Raw genomic sequence first — 15,521 nt, 5'->3', positions numbered from 1 at the left:
TTTTTTCAGTATATCACAGGGACCAATCTAGTTAATGTTTCGGGGGAACGCTCGGATGAAAACATACGAAAGAACTTAGTTACTATAACCCACTATAAAAAGCCTTCCAAAGATGGAAATGCATGTTATATATTTACCAACTGGCTTTTTTTACGCCAGGTATTTGTCCTTTACACGCGTATTCACGAAGGCAGATACGACACAAATGGAATTTCTTTAATACGCTATGCGATCTGCCACACTGGTTACAGCGAATATATTCGCAGACCTTAAACTTCTGGGGGAATTGCTGTTTTACCATCAAAGCTGTTCTTGCGATGTTGTATTTATGGAAATCAGACTTTAATGGACTTAGGTGAAAATTGTTACCCCACGAGAAATAACCAGCAATACTCTGCTGGTTATTTTAACGAGTTAACTCGTCTGACATTCCCCTATTTTTCAACTTTCCCTGACATTTGCCTTTCCCATACAAACAATCGGGCATACCCTAATATAGAAACACGATATAAAAGGAAAGGAGGAGTATTGTATGTCCTTTTTCAACAACAAAAATGACTTTATTCTGTTGGTGGTACTATTTGTATTGTTGGTTATCATTGGAAGTGAATTTGACAAGAGAAGCTATTAAACTCTTTTTCTGCACCACATTAAAGTGGTGCTTTTTTCATTATCAGGTATGACTAAACCGTCTTAACGATAAACACTGCTAAAGCAATGAGCGACCCCAGAATTGCCACTACATAAATCATGGTTAAAGATGTAACATTCTTTTTAGAAGCCTTGTAGTAGCCCTCGTCACTTCTTCCCATTTCCCTAACAGTAAGTACAAGACCGATAAGTGAAACAATAATTATTAATATGATTGCAAGTTTCATATATATCCCCCACTAAATAAGTTAATTAATTCAATTATAACGGTAATTCACTGTCTTTTCTCGAAAAAAATCTGAAAAGACGATTTACGGTTTAGAACCTTCGTACGGGTGGATCAAATTCTTTGCTTTAGAACTTTTAACACATAATTTTCCCGGTGAATCCACCTGTTTTGCGGATTTTGCGTAAAGTACGCCTTCATTTTGCTTAATGGCCTCCTCGATTGGAACCCATATTGGGGTATATTCCTGATCGATTTCATTACCATCGAGTTGCTGCGTGCTTCTTTGACCGGATACCTCGCAAACATAATAGTGAGAATCCATTTCAAAAATCGCTTCTCCATCATATGTATCAATATGCCGCTGAATAACTACGCCAGCTTTCTTAATCACAATACCTTTAAGATATCCAGTTTCTTCGCCCTAACCAAAGCCACTTCATAGGTCTCACCCTATTCCACTCCACCGACAGGAAACTCGTAGTCTCCTAGATTGGGATGGACAAGGAGAATGCGTTCATCCCGAATGATGATGCCACGGACAGCAACTCTTCGATTAATTTTTTATTCTCGTCAACTTCCGGCAACCCTATAAGTTTATTAAACGTCATAGTACGTCCTCCCGGGAAATTCATAATGTTTCCATTATAAACTAAGTGTCTGGGTTTAATAAAAGAAAAGTCTAACCGCCTTATAGAAAGGAGGTTAGACGAAGGGTCATGGAATTTTTGTTACTGTACTTCGATAGTCTCTTCTTTATGGCTGTGGAGATCATCTTTTTTCACATGCGTTTTCACCGTATAGTTTCCAGGTTCATTAAACATTATCTTTGCTTGATATTTCCCTGCTTCTTTTTCCTCTGTCTCAACGAAGGTATGTTTATCCTGACCTTCCATCCAATACTCAAATCTAACGGATGCTCCCGTGAGAGGTTTGTTATCTTTTTGCAGATGAGCCATCAGTGTTGCTTCTTTATTGGCCTGGATGGTATCTTCTTTCATAAGCATTACCATGAGATTATTTTCGTCATGATGATTGCCGTGTGCATGTTTCTCCTCTACTCTGCCTACATTAAACTCCTTCGCCGGCATTGTGTGCATTGACCGTGCTGTTACGTGTGCGGTCACTTTATAAACTCCTTTTTCGTTAAAAGAATGTTTCAGTGAATAAACACCCTTACCTTTATTTTCAGCCTCATATTTTTCGGATTTATCCTGATGCCCTTTATTCCATATTTCGAATAGAACTTCATCAGCGTCTGTGACGTTTTGGTCCCCTTGGGTAACCTTAACCTCAATTGTTCCTTCTTTACCCGGTTGGAAAGTATCAGGTTTGGTAATAAACTCAACCTTTAACGGCTCCAGGGAAGTGTTTGCATTTGTCTCTCCCTCTATACTGTCACCTGAACTCCCGCAGGCTGCTATGAACATAACGGAAAGAAAGATAATTAAAGCGATTAATTTTTTCATACGTTACTGACCTTTCGAATTAAGTATTTTTGCATGCTCTACTATTTTGTCATATGGGACGTTTTTGAAACCACTGTATTTCTTAACTACAGTTCCTTCTTGGTCGACCAGGTAGAAGCTTGTCCCATGGGTAAACTGATCTGTCCCCTCTGGTGGCTTCATAGCGGATGACTTAAATGATGTCTCGGATATTTCCCTAACATAATCAAAAGAGTACCCACCAAGGAAAGACCAATTTGATAAATCTCCTCCACGGGTTGTAATGAATTCTTTTCGAACATCAGGTGTGTCACGTTCCGGGTCAACGGTAAAAGAAACAATTTGAACCGGTACATCTGCTTCCTCTATCTTATCCTGCAGTTTCACCATATTCGCTGTCATTGGAGGACAAACGGTGTTACAGCTTGTAAAGACAAAATCAGCAATCCATACTTCTCCTTTTAGGTCAGCAAGCGAAACTTTTTCACCATCTTGATCGGTGGCTTCAAAATCTTTCACTTTCCAATCCAGTTTATCCGGAATAGTTTGCTCGCTACAGCCGGCCAGTATTGAAACTATTATAAACAAGAAAAACATCGCTAATAATTTTCGGTTCATTTTGTTACCATCCTTTTCGAGTCACTTTAAAAAACACGCGTGGACTTCTACTAAGAATGTACCAGTGAAGTAATGACATATCAATGGAATTACTGTGAATAAATATCGAACAATTTTAAACCTAATTATCTCTACAAAAAAATAAAGGCCCTTTTTACGAAAGGCCCATGAGTTTTTTCATACTTTTTTACCTTTAGACAAATTCCTGCGATCCGGGGCTAAAGGGGGCTGTTCCAACCAACCTTTGTCTATCATCAAGTTTGCTCCATCCTCTGCATACCTTGCCAATTCACCAGTCAACACCATATACTTTGCACCCAAGTCTCTTCTGGAATTGACACTAAATGCAGTCCCATAAAAAGCGATCGCAATTTGAGTAGACAACTGAATCGTATACATCATCAATTTATCAGAAAATGGTGAAGTAGTAGAATCCTTGACAAACGCTTGCCATGACATCGGGGAATTTAGTTTTTCTTCCCGGAATATATTCTGAAATTGATCAATATGCTTGTTGGAGATTTTCACACCGCGATTGATGTACTTCCGAAACCTGTCAGATTTAGCAACCTGACTGAATCCTACTTTTAAAGCAACGTGCACATGCATTTTGTTCATGTTGAAGGTGATGTTTCCAATTTCCATAGCCGTAAGCGGTCGGCGCTCACCGAACCATCCCGTCAAAAATCTCTGGTTTTTTACGAAATCTACAGAATCTGGGGGTATTAAAACTGGCGGACGTGCAAAGAGCCCTTTTGTCAGCATTGCATCCAATATCTTTTCAAACAGCCGCATGGTCTCTGAATTCACTTCAATATAATAGCGGCGCAGGTCAGCCCGAATAGAAGTCCCCACAGAGAGCGAGTACCCGGTTAACCCCTGCAGTGACATAATATATAAATAATTAAGATAAAAGGGGTCACGGAAAAGTCGTGGTGCCTTTACATTGACATCGTCATCGATGAATCCTTTGGGAACAGGGTAGTTCTCTCCCTGGAAAAAACCCTTTATTTTTTCCACATGTGCTTCTGACAGTTCCAATGCCTCCTCGTAAAGAGTCCGAATATCTGTATCCTCAATATGTTCCAATGCATATTTAAAGAAACATATAGACATGGTATCAAACATGTATTGGGTCCAAAGACTAGCCATTTCGGAAGCTGCCAAAGGTAAATTGTTAGTTGAGTGCATAAAACTTCTCCTTTAATATGTTACCTATATGTTTTGAGCAAGGATAAATTTTATACTTTTAAATATAATGAGACAGGGGGACAGGCTCCTTGTCCCAGGGACAAGGAGCCTGTCCCCCCGTTCCACCACCTAGAGATCATCAAAGCCGTTTAGGTCGCTTGTTTTTGTATATTGTCGGGATTTTTGTTCAAAAAAGTCGGTTTTAGTACCATCAAAATTATCGACATAAGCACGAATCCATTTCATGGGATTATCCGTGTTGTCGGGGTAAATTTCACTCAACCCCATCATTCGGAGCATTTTATTGGCGCGATAGTTGATATATCCGTCCATCTCATCCAAATCAATCCCCTCCACATCACCCAGGACATAATTGGACCATTCTTTTTCCAACATAACTGATTCTCTGAACTGCTGATATACCCATTCAGAGAATTCAGCTGTATTCAAATCAGGATTTTCAGCTAGAGTCGCCCGGAACAATTCTGCAATAAAGCGGCCATGCTCGAGTTCATCCCGGTTAATGTAACTGATCATAGTCGAAGTGCCTACCATTTTATTTTGCCTTGCTAAATTATAGAAGAATGCAAATCCTGAATAGAAAAACATCCCTTCCAGAAGACTGGTATAGACCATCGTTTTAAGTATATTTTCAATCGTTGGCTCGGCAACAAACGCATTATAATGCTGCATAAGTTGCTCGTTTCTCTTCCTAAGAACCGCGTTATTACGCCCCAGCTCAAACGCTTCATTTTGTTCATCGAGTGAGACAACAGACGACAGAACATACGAATAACTTTCATTATGAACTGCTTCTTGCTGAGCAATCACTGCCATAATCGAATGAACTGATGGATCGCTTGCATACAGCGAGAATAGGAGCGCCGTCCTGGTCTGGGGCGCATCCAGTGTTGATAACAGGCCTATTATTTTTAAATATGCTTCTTTTTCAGACTCGCTCAAAGATGAAAATTGGCGGACATCCCCGGACATATTGATTTCATCGGCCTGCCAATAATTTCCGATTAACCGCTTGTACATTTTATACCAGTGCGGATAGGCAATATCATTCCAATTCAGGATTCCACTAGATTTTCCGCCAAATAGAGCTGTTGACTTATTGGGATTCAGCGGTTCTAATGTTTTTGCTTTTTCAAGAACATGCTTTGACATCATGCAGCACTCCTTCCAACCAAGTTTCGACTAATTGTTCCTGTGACCCTCGCGGTGACTGTTCGATTTTGAGGCTTTTCCACTTACTTTCATAAAACTTTTCCAGCTTAGATACAGCACGGCAAAACAACTTATCCCCGCCAAATTGCGTATCCCCGGTCCCGAAGACGGCGACATGATCAGGTTTATAGCCAAGTTCAATTACGAAATCCTTTACCTCGTCCGGTGTACTTCCCATATCCCACGTAAACGTCCCGATAAAAACGATATCGTACAACCCCCCATCGATTGGAGAATCAATTCCTATCCGGTGCATATCGACCGCCATTCCATCAGCTCGAAGCCTTGTTTCAATCATTTCCGCAACTTCTTTTGTATTTCCACTATAGGATAAATAGGCAATAACACTTCTCAACTTTCACACCACTCACATTCTTCAACATCGTTGGCTGTGGAGCGGACATAATACGTGGTTTTCAGCCCTTCCTTCCATGCCTGGAGATGCAGATCGAGCAGGACCGAAGCTTTTATTGTATTCGGCACATAGAAATTAAACGATATACTCTGATCGACATGTTTCTGACGTGCTGCATTCTGTTTAATCGACCAGCGCTGATCCAGAATGTATGCTGATCTACGATAAATATCATACGATTTGTGAGTCAGTTCCGGTGCGGTCACAGCGATTTTAAAATCCTTCTTTTCTTCAAAATAAAATGGCTTAAAAACGGGATCTATACTGGCTGTGGAGCCCGCAATCATGGAAGTTGATGAGTTTGGTGCGATTGCCATCAGGTAGCCATTCCGGATTCCGTGTTCAGCGATCTGCTTCTGTAGCTTCGACCATTTTTCATCGCTGTAGCCTTTTTCAGCAAAATAACTTCCAGACTGCCATTTGCTTCCTTCAAAGGCTGGATATCGCCCCTTTTCCTTGCTTAGATCCATGCTGTTTTTAATGGTTAGGTAAGCAATTTTTTCATATAAATGGTCAGCATAGCCGACTGCTTCTTCAGATTCCCATTGTATATTTTCTTTTGCCAGCAAATGATGCCATCCAAATGTCCCCAGGCCGATTGCGCGGTATTTCTGATTGGTCATTTGCGTTTGTTTAAGCGGCAGCGTGTTTATATCAATTACGTTATCAAGCATCCGTACCTGAATTTTTATGAGTCGTTCAAGCACCTTATCAGGCACTGCCCGTCCTAGATTAATTGAGCTAAGGTTACATACGACATAATCGCCTGTTTTGTATTTTTTTACAATCGTATCGTCCAATTCTACAAATTCTTCCAGAAACTCTGTCGGAGACTGATTCTGGGTAATTTCTGTACACAGGTTGGAACAATAGATCATACCATTGTGCGAATTATTATTATTCCGGTTGACCTCATCCCGGTAAAACATGAAAGGTGTTCCCGATTCGAGTTGGGATTTCATTATCCGTTTCATAATGTCAATCGCAGGGACGACTTTCTTGGTTAATTCAGCCGAGTGAACACATTCCAGGTAGCGCTCACGCCAAGTACCGTGTCCTCTTTCTTCATCATAAAAATCTTCGAGCGAGTACCCCATCACCTGCCGAACCTCATGCGGGTCAAATAGATACCAGTCTCCTCGCTCCTCAACCTTTTCCATAAAATAATCAGGCAGACAGACCCCAGTAAAAATATCATGAGCCCGAAGCCGATCGTCCCCATTATTTAATTTCAGATCAAGAAAAGGTTCAATGTCCTTGTGCCAGATATCTAAATATATGGCAATTGCGCCTTTACGGGTTCCTAACTGATCGACATTGACCGCTGTATTGTTAAGCTGTTTAATCCACGGAACAACCCCGCTTGACATGTTCTTATAGCCCTTAATTGAACTGCCACGGCTTCGGATCTTCCCCATATAAACACCAATCCCACCGCCATTTTTAGAAAGTTTGGCAATGTCGGTATTGCTGTCATAAATGGACTGCAAGCTGTCATCCACCGTATCAATGAAACAACTTGAAAGCTGGCCATGTGATTTGCCGGCATTCGTTAACGTTGGTGTTGCGACTGTCATATACAGGTTACTTAATGCCCAGTACGCTTCGATGACATATTGACTGCGATAAACCTGACTTTCATCTTGCATTAAATACATTGCAATTATCATCCAGCGCTCCTGCGGCAGCTCATATGTATTTTTATCATGGTCTGTTGCCATATAGCGGGTTGCCATCGTATATAATCCCAGATAGTTAAATAACAAGTCCTGCTTCGGATCAATAACTCTGGCAAAAAAGTCGATTTCTTTTTTGGTATACTTTGTCAAAAGTCGCTCGGAGTAAATCCCTTTTTCAGTTAGAGACTCAATTAATTGATGAAAATTTCCATACCGTAAATTAGCATCATACCGCCTGTTTTCCGCGGCGCGTTTATAAAGTTGACGTAAATAGATCCTGCTGGCGACAAATGTCCAATCAGGATTGGCTTCATCGATGTTTTCCAGAGCATGTTTAATTAAATCATCCGGTTTCGTTTCCGGGTTAAGCTTCTCCATTAATACATTTTTGTCTACTTTTAGACCTTCTGTTGCGTGATCAATCAATTGCGATAAACCCCTTGCTGCTATGATTGTCATTTCATTACCTCCCTAAAATTCATATTTTCGCCAAGCATTAATGGCGAAAGCCCTTTGTTGCACCTATGGAGTAAGAAAGCATTTACTACTAAAAAAATCCGCCTACCCAAAGGATAGACGGACATAAAACGACAGAAAATATGTATCTGCTTCTCTATCGTTTCACCTTCTCTTACCCCGAGGAATTGAAACTACAAGTTAAGGCAGGTCTCCTGACTCGTGCTTCACCCTACTGGAGTCCTTCCCGTACCGTTGCCGTGAAGCAATCGGTACAGTGGAAATCTCGTTCGTCCACACTTACAGTTGCGGGGACAGTCCCAGAATTTCACTGGGTTCCCTTTTAAGACAACAAATGTCACCTTCAACTCGTTTGTACTATATATAGTTGTAAAGTAAATATTAATCACAATATATTGTATTGATAGAGTATCACAGGATTATAGCTTCTGCAACAAAAAAACAATAATCAGGAGTTAAGTCCCTAGTGAAATCTAAGAGAGCTCCAATTTTTTATGTCTTCCATAAATCCTCCGCGCCCTTACACTGCTTCAAGTTTGGAAGTTTATTAAAGCGATAAGGTAATTCAATTAAGACTTATTATCTAATTGAAGGGACAAGGGGACAGGCACCTTGTCCCCCTCATTCAAAAAAGGAACCTCCCGACCGGGAAGTTCCTTTTACTTCATTTCCTGTACTGGGACACGGTGCCTGTCCCCTTGTCCGTCTCTACATAACGTCCATGATCAGGAACCGCTATTTTCTTGAAGTTTTTTGCCAAATAGTCAAGGTTTTTGGTCATATCTTCACCTTCCATTGGCAGGCCATGACCCGTGATAGCCAATTTTGGATGAAGATTTCTCAATTTTTCGACCGATATTTGAGATTCCTTCCAATCTGGTGTTAAATAACGGGGAGGCCCACTGATTTCCTTATTCTGTACCATCACGTCATATAAGTTTTCTTGTTTTACAGTAACGAAAGCATCTCCAACAATTAATGTTTGGTCTTTCTCTCTCCAAAATGAGACATGGCCTGGAGTGTGGCCAGGGGTATGAATCCATTTCCATTCCTCTAGGTATGGGACACTTCCGTCTGCAGGGAGCGGTTTTACCATATCTCCAAGTTCAATCGGGTCTGTTGGAAAGAATTTAGACATTTTCGCTACCATGCCGCCCTCTACAGAAGTATCCGGTTCAGGGTAAGCCTGTTCCCCACGAAGATAAGGAAGTTCCTTCTCATGAGCATAAACTGGAACGTTCCAGTGCTTGACAAGGTCAACAAGCCCTCCTACATGGTCGAAGTGTCCATGAGTCAACACAATCGCCGCAGGTGGATAGTCTTTCCCAAACTTTTCGGTAACGTGGTCAATGATATTGTTCGCTGACTTTGGCATCCCCGCATCAATCAATACCCATTTGTTGTCGATTGGATTAGTTACATAGCATAAATTTACAATTTGAATGGTTTGATACCATAAATCTTCCGCTATCTTCTCAAATGTACCGCTTTTGGTAGAAGTGGCTGGAACAACTTTATAGTCCTTACCGTAATGCATGTCATTGGTCATTGCCCGACCGCCTCCTTTTCTCATCTTTTTTTGAATTGGATACATAAACATAAATACCCTTTATTCCATTTTTTAAATCACATAAAGATGAAGAGGCAGTAAAGTGGGACGGAGGTACAAGGAGCCTGTCCCTCCGTCCCTAATCATGTGTTTTTTTATGAATATCTTCAGTATAAACTGGAGTTCTTAAATTCAATTTAGAAAAAAATGAAGAATTTCTTAAGATTTTTTCAGGAAAACGCCCATATTCCACCTAGACAAACACCCAAGCACATGTCCCATGAATAATCTAAAGAAGCTATTGTGAGGTGATAATTATTCAAGGACTATACAAAGATACCCTTGATAACAGACACCAGCTTGACCATTGGGAAAAGAAGATACTTGACCAGTTTGTGAAAAAAGTGACAGATAAGAATAAGCCTTTCCCCTGTATACCTGCTACGATTGGCGTTTCGCTTAATCAAATGCGTTTCGGTTTTGTCGGCGGACCCAAAGAACAATCCACAGTTGAAGAACTGGCAGGCTTATTACGCCAATATACCGATATAGCAAGAGAATTGGGAAAATATACCTCACTCATCATTTTTTATAAACCATTGGATGAAAAAAATTATACGGTTGAAGAATACGAGGAGCTGTTCTGGCAGCAATTGAATGGACTTGCGGCTGTAGATGAAAGTGATTGGCCAGCGGATATACCTTATAATCCATCTGAACCACTCTGGGAGTTTTGCTTTACAGGTGAACGGTACTTTATGTATTGCGCAAGCCCTGCCCATGTTAAACGGAGAAGCAGACACTTTCAGACAATGATGCTGGCAATCACCCCCAGGTGGGCATTCAAGGAATTTTTCGAGTCGATTCCCCACGCAGATAAAATAAAAAAGAAAATCCGTAAACGTCTTGGAAATTATGATGTGGTTCCTATCCATCCCTCCCTCAAGGTTTATGGAAAGAACGATAACTTTGAGTGGGAGCAGTATTTTTTGAGAGATGATCATACTTCTTTAAAAGAATGTCCATTTCATAAATTCAGAGATACGTGATAAAGCGCAGGAACTAAAAAAGTAACGGGTTCGCTTTTGGAGTACAAAATCACAAATAGAAGGTAAAAACGCAATAGATTTAGCACCAGAAATAACAAGTAAAATCACAATATAATTAGCACTGAAAAACGCTCAGAAATTTTTAATCTTGAGCGTTTCTTTTTATTTTCTTCTTCAACTAAGCACCCGTTACTTTAAGTACAATTCTTCACATTCTTCACTGTATAATCTTTTTATAGGTTCTTTATAAAAGAATAAATTAAGCTCTTTTTAAGGAGGGGTGTAAGTAAATTAAAGAAGCAATCGATGCGATAATGCCTCCAACCATAATAACAATTTCGGTTCCATAGTACTCAGCTATTATCCCAGCAAACAATGCTGAGACTGGCATTAGTAACCAAGTCATAAAACGACTAGTAGCCTGAACGCGACCTAATAAATGTTCAGGACTAAGCGTTTGTCGAATGGTAACAATGCACGGACTCATAATGGAAGCTGAGAGCGTGCCAACTGCATTCATTATCACTAATAATAGAAAAGCTTTTGAATAACCAAATGCTATAATGGATAAGCCCCCAATTATACCTGATAAAAACAAAATACTTCTATAAGAAAAATACTTTCTTAATAGGTTCGATATTAGAGAACCACCTATCGCTGCGAGTCCCCCAATGGAAAGAAGATAGCCAATTTGGACTGAATTAAACCCGACCGATGCCTTTAAGTGAATAACCAACATAGTCAGGAAAAGAGTCGTGCCAAAAACAGAGAAAAGCATCGCAAGGTTGGTGTACAATAGAATTTTATTTTTAATGACAAAAGCAAAACCTTCTTTTATCTCGGCCATAACTTTAAAGTCACTGTTGGTTTCTTTTTTCTCTATTGAATAATTTATATCCAAGCTTAGAACTGCCAAAAAACCTACTAAAAAACTAAAACTGTTAACGATTAATCCTAAGCCTGGATTGAAGATACTTATAAGAATTCCACCCAATCCAGGACCAACAAAAACAGCTGTTTGAAAAAACCCTGTATTAATTGAATTCATTAACTGCAAATCTTTTTTCTGTACTAACTTTGGGATTGAGGCAAACTGGGAAGTATTATAAACCTGAGTCAAGACACCTACTATTAGGGAACCAATGTAGATTTCCCAGACAGAAAGGGCATCCATCAAATGCAAGGACCCTATCAGTCCAACCACTAAAAACCTTCCTAAATCGCAAATAAGCAGTATTTTTTTTCGGTTATAACGATCTACAAATACCCCTGTAAATGGTTGAATAATAACTGGGAGCCTTTCTAAAGCGGCAACAATTCCCATACTTAAGGGAGAACCGGTTATAGCTAAAACAATTAAGGGTAAAGCGATCAGGTATATTTGATCTCCAAAAAATGAAACGAGGTTTCCTCCTATAAACCGAAAAACCTGATAGTTCTTTTTAAAACTTGGAACTGTATTTTTAGTACGAATGCTAGTTATAGGTTCGTTCATACTAAACTTCCCCGGTTTCATTTTTCTCTAAGTACAGTTTTAGTTCTTCTGATACAAGAGCTAATGTTTGATCATTTACCACATACCGAGAAGATTTATCAGATATTAATCTTGCTGATTTTAATATCTTTAAATGGTGATGGACCGTTGTTTTCCCCATCTTCAATTCGTCTGTTAACTCTTGAAGGGTAAGACCTCTCATTTTTATCATCTTTAATATTTTTAGACGGTTTTCATCCCCAAGTGCTTTGTATCTTTGTACGAGCATTTTATTAGGTACATATTTGCCTTCAGCTGAGATACTTTCATTAGCAACAGGATAATAAAATACTTTTACCCCTTCTAAATCTGCTTCGACATTCCAGGGACGATAAATAAAATGAGGGATTAAGATCACTTTATACACACCTGGTTCAGGTGGGTACTTTATCCCATCGGTTGCCCACTCTATGAATTGCTCCGGCTCTATCTTTTCCAACATTTTTTGTTTTGACTTGATATCCTTTTCTAGTATCGTTTGGATTTTCTCTTTATCTGGATCAATAATTGACTTATACCAACCAGACATTACTTCGACTAAGTGATCTTTTAACTTTTCAACATCTGCCTTGCAAATAAATTCTAAGTAAGTCGGAAGAAAAGAATTTTCTTTTGTTTTTTGCTGCAACTCCTTTAGAGCTTTGTCTGAACCTTGAAGTATTTCGTTTCTTTGTTTCTCAAGGTTACTCCCCAGGTAAGGAATTGCGATAGACTTTAATTCTTCCGGAGATAAGTTTCTTATAAAAGAACAGTATGAAGGTAGATCTTTGAAGTTCTCTTTATGTAATACCTGAAGAAGTGTTTTCCAGGTATTATTTTTTTGTACATATTCAAGCTGCTTAATCATATCGTTGGAAAGTGACTCATTAATATCTCTCCTTTTCTCTGTGGAGAGATCTAATGTTTCCACAAGAGATTCATTAGTGATAGCTGCAATCCCTAGCGCAGCTTCCCATAATAGTGAAAATTTAAGTTCTACCTTATAGGTTTCTCTTTCCTTTGTTCTAATTGAGTATAATTCCATATTTTCACCTCCCAATATATTCTATATTATTAGAACAAAATATTCAAACTTTATCGAATAGTCTTTTCAAAAAAATAGACACTCCCAAAAAAAAGAGTGTCTAAAATAACAAAACTTATATTACCTTGAACAAGCACTTTTAAAAAAACTCTTAAAAGGTTACATTCTTCTTCAACTAAACTGCCCCGTTAGTCACACATGCAGCGCAAGACCAGCCCTGCACCACAGAGCATGAAAATGTATGTCTTTGTCTATACTTTATTGTACGGCTGGCGAAGAAGGTCGATGAACTATGGTGCCGTAGAGCCCATCCGTTAGTCTGACTCCAACGACCACGGTGCATCACTGACTGTCGCACCTTATATGGGTAGCACTCATGGGAGATTAATCCTAATCTGGTTTTTGCACCAGCCTGCTTAATTATTTCTATTAAACATAGAAGGAAGAGATCAATTACATTCAATACAATTTTACAAAGGTTACTTCAGGCTCAGCCTTTTTTAAAAAAACATTTAGTTGGGTCAATTTAAATATGCACTTTTTTAGATTTTCAATAGTTTTTATTTTCATGGGAGTTCAATATTTCTTAATACTTAAAAACTAACATAATATCCCAAATATGCGATTGAGTTTTTCAATAAGAAAAGATGATCAAGTGGGATGATCGCCTTGTTTAACTTTTGCACCGTTATTTGAAGGAGGAAAAAGCGACTGCGGTTACCTTGCGATTGTCCCATTATTCAATATGACAATGATTATATTTGGAATATCCCCCATATTGAAAAATAGTCGTGATTTTATGTTAAAATAATTATAAAATTTGTGAAAGTTCATTCTTAAAGTAACGGGGCAGAAGAGTTGAATAAAAGGGGGGCTCTTATGAATTGGAACTGGCAAGAATCAGAGAAGATAAAACCTGTAAGAAGGAGCAAATTAAGAATATACCTTGGAATCCAATACTACCGACTTAAGAGGAGAATTGAATGGTTTATAGATAATAAGAAATATTCTTCAACCATTGATTTAAAGCCATACTCCTTTCAAATTAAAAACCATAAAACAATTTTACGAAGGCAACTAAAAGATGTTGAGATGTGGTATCAAGAGAATAAGATTGATAACTTAAAAATAGCTTTAAATAAGCTAAATGGAATCACAATCCATCCAGGTGAAACCTTTTCTTATTGGAAACTTATCGGTTGCCCCTCTAAACGAAAAGGGTACAAAAAAGGAATGGTTCTTCATTATGGTAAATATAAGCCGGGCATAGGCGGTGGATTGTGTCAGTTATCTAATCTGATTTATTGGATTACTCTCCACACACCCTTAACAGTAATGGAGCGTTATCGCCACAGTTACGATGTGTTTCCTGATTTTAAACGCACCCAGCCCTTTGGAAGTGGTGCCACTTGTTCTTATAATTATTTAGATTTACAGATTCAGAACAGAACAAATAATACTTTTCAGCTTCTTATATATCTGAATGATACTCATTTGGTGGGAGAGTGGCGCGCAATTAACCCTGAAATCAGGACTTATGAAGTTTATGAGAAAGACCATAAAATTACACATGAACATTGGGGTGGCTATGTAAGACATAACACCATCTACAGAAAGGTTTATAATGGTCAAGGAAAGCAAATAGATGATGAATATATTACTGAAAATCATGCTCTGATGATGTATAATCCACTGCTAGCTTATGAAGGCGAAGTTGATAATCTTTAATAAATTTTATTTAACAAAAGTACGCAATTGTTTAGTTAGAATTCGGCTTATTGAACGAAGCAGGTTAGTGGAGGAAGGAATTTATAATGGTTAAGGAGGCAAATAGTTTTGAAAACAATTTTAGGTGTATTATTAGCGTTACTTGGTGGATATGGATTGTTTTGGTGGCACCAGGTTTTGTGGGCGAGTGGTGGACCAGATATCGGTAGAAATACTATACAGTATTTAGCACCTTATTTTGTTACTAGTGTAATCTTATTTGTCGGAATATATATTGGTGCTAAATCGTTTTATAAGTTGGTACAAAGATAATGTGAATAGGTGCACTTAAAATAACGGGTGCTTTTTCGGAACAACGGCAATCCCGACTTGTTACTAACGATTTTAATCAAAGATTATACTACTAAAAGGGGTGAAATGATGAAGTATTGGCTAACATCTCTTGGTATTGGAATGACAATAATTTTTGGTGGAGGATTTGTTATTCGTTTCGTGCGAGAATCAGACTTATATATTGCTGAATTTATTGGAGGCATTATAGGTATTATCATTTTAATTATTGGGATATTCACTAAGGGTACTATGAAACCAAATGATGATTCCTTCTTAAAGTAACGGGTGCGATAGTTAACCAAGGTGATCCTCAAAAGTTGATTGCCTTTTTCTTTTGGAAAAAATCAAATAATGTTATAGGAATAT

Annotated in this window: 18 protein-coding genes and 1 riboswitch; of the genes, 5 read left to right on the top strand and 13 right to left on the bottom strand. The window is 38.7% G+C overall.

The genetic code is table 11. The features are described 5' to 3' along the window. Positions 1 to 133: 133 nt before the first annotated feature. Entirely contained in the window at positions 134 to 304 is a 171-nt protein-coding gene (locus tag ACFO3D_RS18060; protein ID WP_465270753.1) for a type Z 30S ribosomal protein S14, read from the bottom strand. 228 nt (positions 305 to 532) lie between these two features. Here ACFO3D_RS18060 and ACFO3D_RS18055 point away from each other — a divergent pair, with 228 nt between their 5' ends. Beyond that, positions 533 to 631 (top strand): YjcZ family sporulation protein, encoded by a 99-nt coding sequence (locus ACFO3D_RS18055; protein ID WP_390299482.1) that lies wholly within the window; start codon positions 533 to 535, stop codon positions 629 to 631. A 52-nt stretch (positions 632 to 683) separates the two neighbouring features. Here the strand turns inward: ACFO3D_RS18055 and ACFO3D_RS18050 are convergent, their stop codons facing one another. The 10 genes from ACFO3D_RS18050 to ACFO3D_RS18005 form a co-directional block, all read right to left on the bottom strand. Then, positions 684 to 878: a hypothetical protein gene (locus tag ACFO3D_RS18050; RefSeq protein ID WP_390299478.1), complete on the bottom strand. Its 195-nt coding sequence runs from the start codon at positions 876 to 878 to the stop codon at positions 684 to 686. 84 nt (positions 879 to 962) lie between these two features. Further along, on the bottom strand, positions 963 to 1,271 hold the full coding sequence (locus ACFO3D_RS18045) for a hypothetical protein (protein WP_390299475.1): 309 nt from the start codon (positions 1,269 to 1,271) through the stop codon (positions 963 to 965). A gap of 94 nt (positions 1,272 to 1,365) precedes the next feature. After that, entirely contained in the window at positions 1,366 to 1,488 is a 123-nt protein-coding gene (locus ACFO3D_RS18040; protein WP_390299472.1) for a hypothetical protein, read from the bottom strand. Positions 1,489 to 1,608: 120 nt separating this feature from the next. Next, on the bottom strand, positions 1,609 to 2,346 hold the full coding sequence (locus tag ACFO3D_RS18035; protein ID WP_390299469.1) for a FixH family protein: 738 nt from the start codon (positions 2,344 to 2,346) through the stop codon (positions 1,609 to 1,611). Positions 2,347 to 2,349: 3 nt separating this feature from the next. Then, positions 2,350 to 2,943, bottom strand: a complete 594-nt coding sequence (locus ACFO3D_RS18030; protein ID WP_390299467.1) for an SCO family protein — start codon at positions 2,941 to 2,943, stop codon at positions 2,350 to 2,352. A 177-nt stretch (positions 2,944 to 3,120) separates the two neighbouring features. Further along, on the bottom strand, positions 3,121 to 4,134 hold the full coding sequence (locus ACFO3D_RS18025) for a DUF3231 family protein (RefSeq protein ID WP_390299464.1): 1,014 nt from the start codon (positions 4,132 to 4,134) through the stop codon (positions 3,121 to 3,123). 129 nt (positions 4,135 to 4,263) lie between these two features. Next, a complete protein-coding gene (locus ACFO3D_RS18020; protein ID WP_390299461.1) occupies positions 4,264 to 5,307 on the bottom strand; it encodes a ribonucleotide-diphosphate reductase subunit beta in 1,044 nt (347 codons plus the stop codon). After that, positions 5,288 to 5,722: a flavodoxin gene (locus ACFO3D_RS18015; RefSeq protein WP_390299458.1), complete on the bottom strand. Its 435-nt coding sequence runs from the start codon at positions 5,720 to 5,722 to the stop codon at positions 5,288 to 5,290. Before ACFO3D_RS18015 ends, ACFO3D_RS18020 begins: the two co-directional genes overlap by 20 nt. Next, a complete protein-coding gene (locus ACFO3D_RS18010; protein WP_390299953.1) occupies positions 5,719 to 7,839 on the bottom strand; it encodes a ribonucleoside-diphosphate reductase subunit alpha in 2,121 nt (706 codons plus the stop codon). Before ACFO3D_RS18010 ends, ACFO3D_RS18015 begins: the two co-directional genes overlap by 4 nt. 266 nt (positions 7,840 to 8,105) lie before the next feature. Next, a riboswitch (cobalamin riboswitch) is annotated at positions 8,106 to 8,299 on the bottom strand. A gap of 303 nt (positions 8,300 to 8,602) precedes the next feature. Next, complete coding sequence (locus ACFO3D_RS18005) at positions 8,603 to 9,487, bottom strand: MBL fold metallo-hydrolase (protein ID WP_390299455.1); 885 nt, start codon at positions 9,485 to 9,487, stop codon at positions 8,603 to 8,605. Positions 9,488 to 9,804: 317 nt separating this feature from the next. Between ACFO3D_RS18005 and ACFO3D_RS18000 the strand changes: the two genes are divergently transcribed. Next, entirely contained in the window at positions 9,805 to 10,536 is a 732-nt protein-coding gene (locus ACFO3D_RS18000) for a YqcI/YcgG family protein (RefSeq protein WP_390299950.1), read from the top strand. A gap of 259 nt (positions 10,537 to 10,795) precedes the next feature. On the opposite strand, the gene ACFO3D_RS17995 is transcribed toward ACFO3D_RS18000, so the two are convergent. Together ACFO3D_RS17995 and ACFO3D_RS17990 are read right to left on the bottom strand one after the other, a co-directional pair. Further along, on the bottom strand, positions 10,796 to 12,031 hold the full coding sequence (locus ACFO3D_RS17995) for an MFS transporter (protein WP_390299452.1): 1,236 nt from the start codon (positions 12,029 to 12,031) through the stop codon (positions 10,796 to 10,798). Position 12,032: 1 nt separating this feature from the next. Further along, on the bottom strand, positions 12,033 to 13,094 hold the full coding sequence (locus ACFO3D_RS17990; RefSeq protein WP_390299449.1) for an ArsR/SmtB family transcription factor: 1,062 nt from the start codon (positions 13,092 to 13,094) through the stop codon (positions 12,033 to 12,035). An 879-nt stretch (positions 13,095 to 13,973) separates the two neighbouring features. On the opposite strand from ACFO3D_RS17990, the gene ACFO3D_RS17985 reads away from it, so the two are divergent. The 3 genes from ACFO3D_RS17985 (at position 13,974) to ACFO3D_RS17975 (ending at position 15,437) form a co-directional block, all read left to right on the top strand. Then, on the top strand, positions 13,974 to 14,822 hold the full coding sequence (locus ACFO3D_RS17985) for a VanW family protein (protein ID WP_390299446.1): 849 nt from the start codon (positions 13,974 to 13,976) through the stop codon (positions 14,820 to 14,822). Between the two features lie 108 nt (positions 14,823 to 14,930). Then, on the top strand, positions 14,931 to 15,134 hold the full coding sequence (locus ACFO3D_RS17980; RefSeq protein ID WP_390299443.1) for a hypothetical protein: 204 nt from the start codon (positions 14,931 to 14,933) through the stop codon (positions 15,132 to 15,134). A 108-nt stretch (positions 15,135 to 15,242) separates the two neighbouring features. Continuing rightward, positions 15,243 to 15,437: a hypothetical protein gene (locus tag ACFO3D_RS17975; RefSeq protein WP_390299440.1), complete on the top strand. Its 195-nt coding sequence runs from the start codon at positions 15,243 to 15,245 to the stop codon at positions 15,435 to 15,437. Positions 15,438 to 15,521 lie beyond the last annotated feature (84 nt).

The organism is Virgibacillus kekensis, from assembly GCF_042654125.1.
Lineage (GTDB): Bacteria > Bacillota > Bacilli > Bacillales > Amphibacillaceae > Lentibacillus > Lentibacillus kekensis.
Note: the sequence above shows the minus strand (reverse complement) of the source record. Positions and strands in the feature narration are given on the sequence as shown.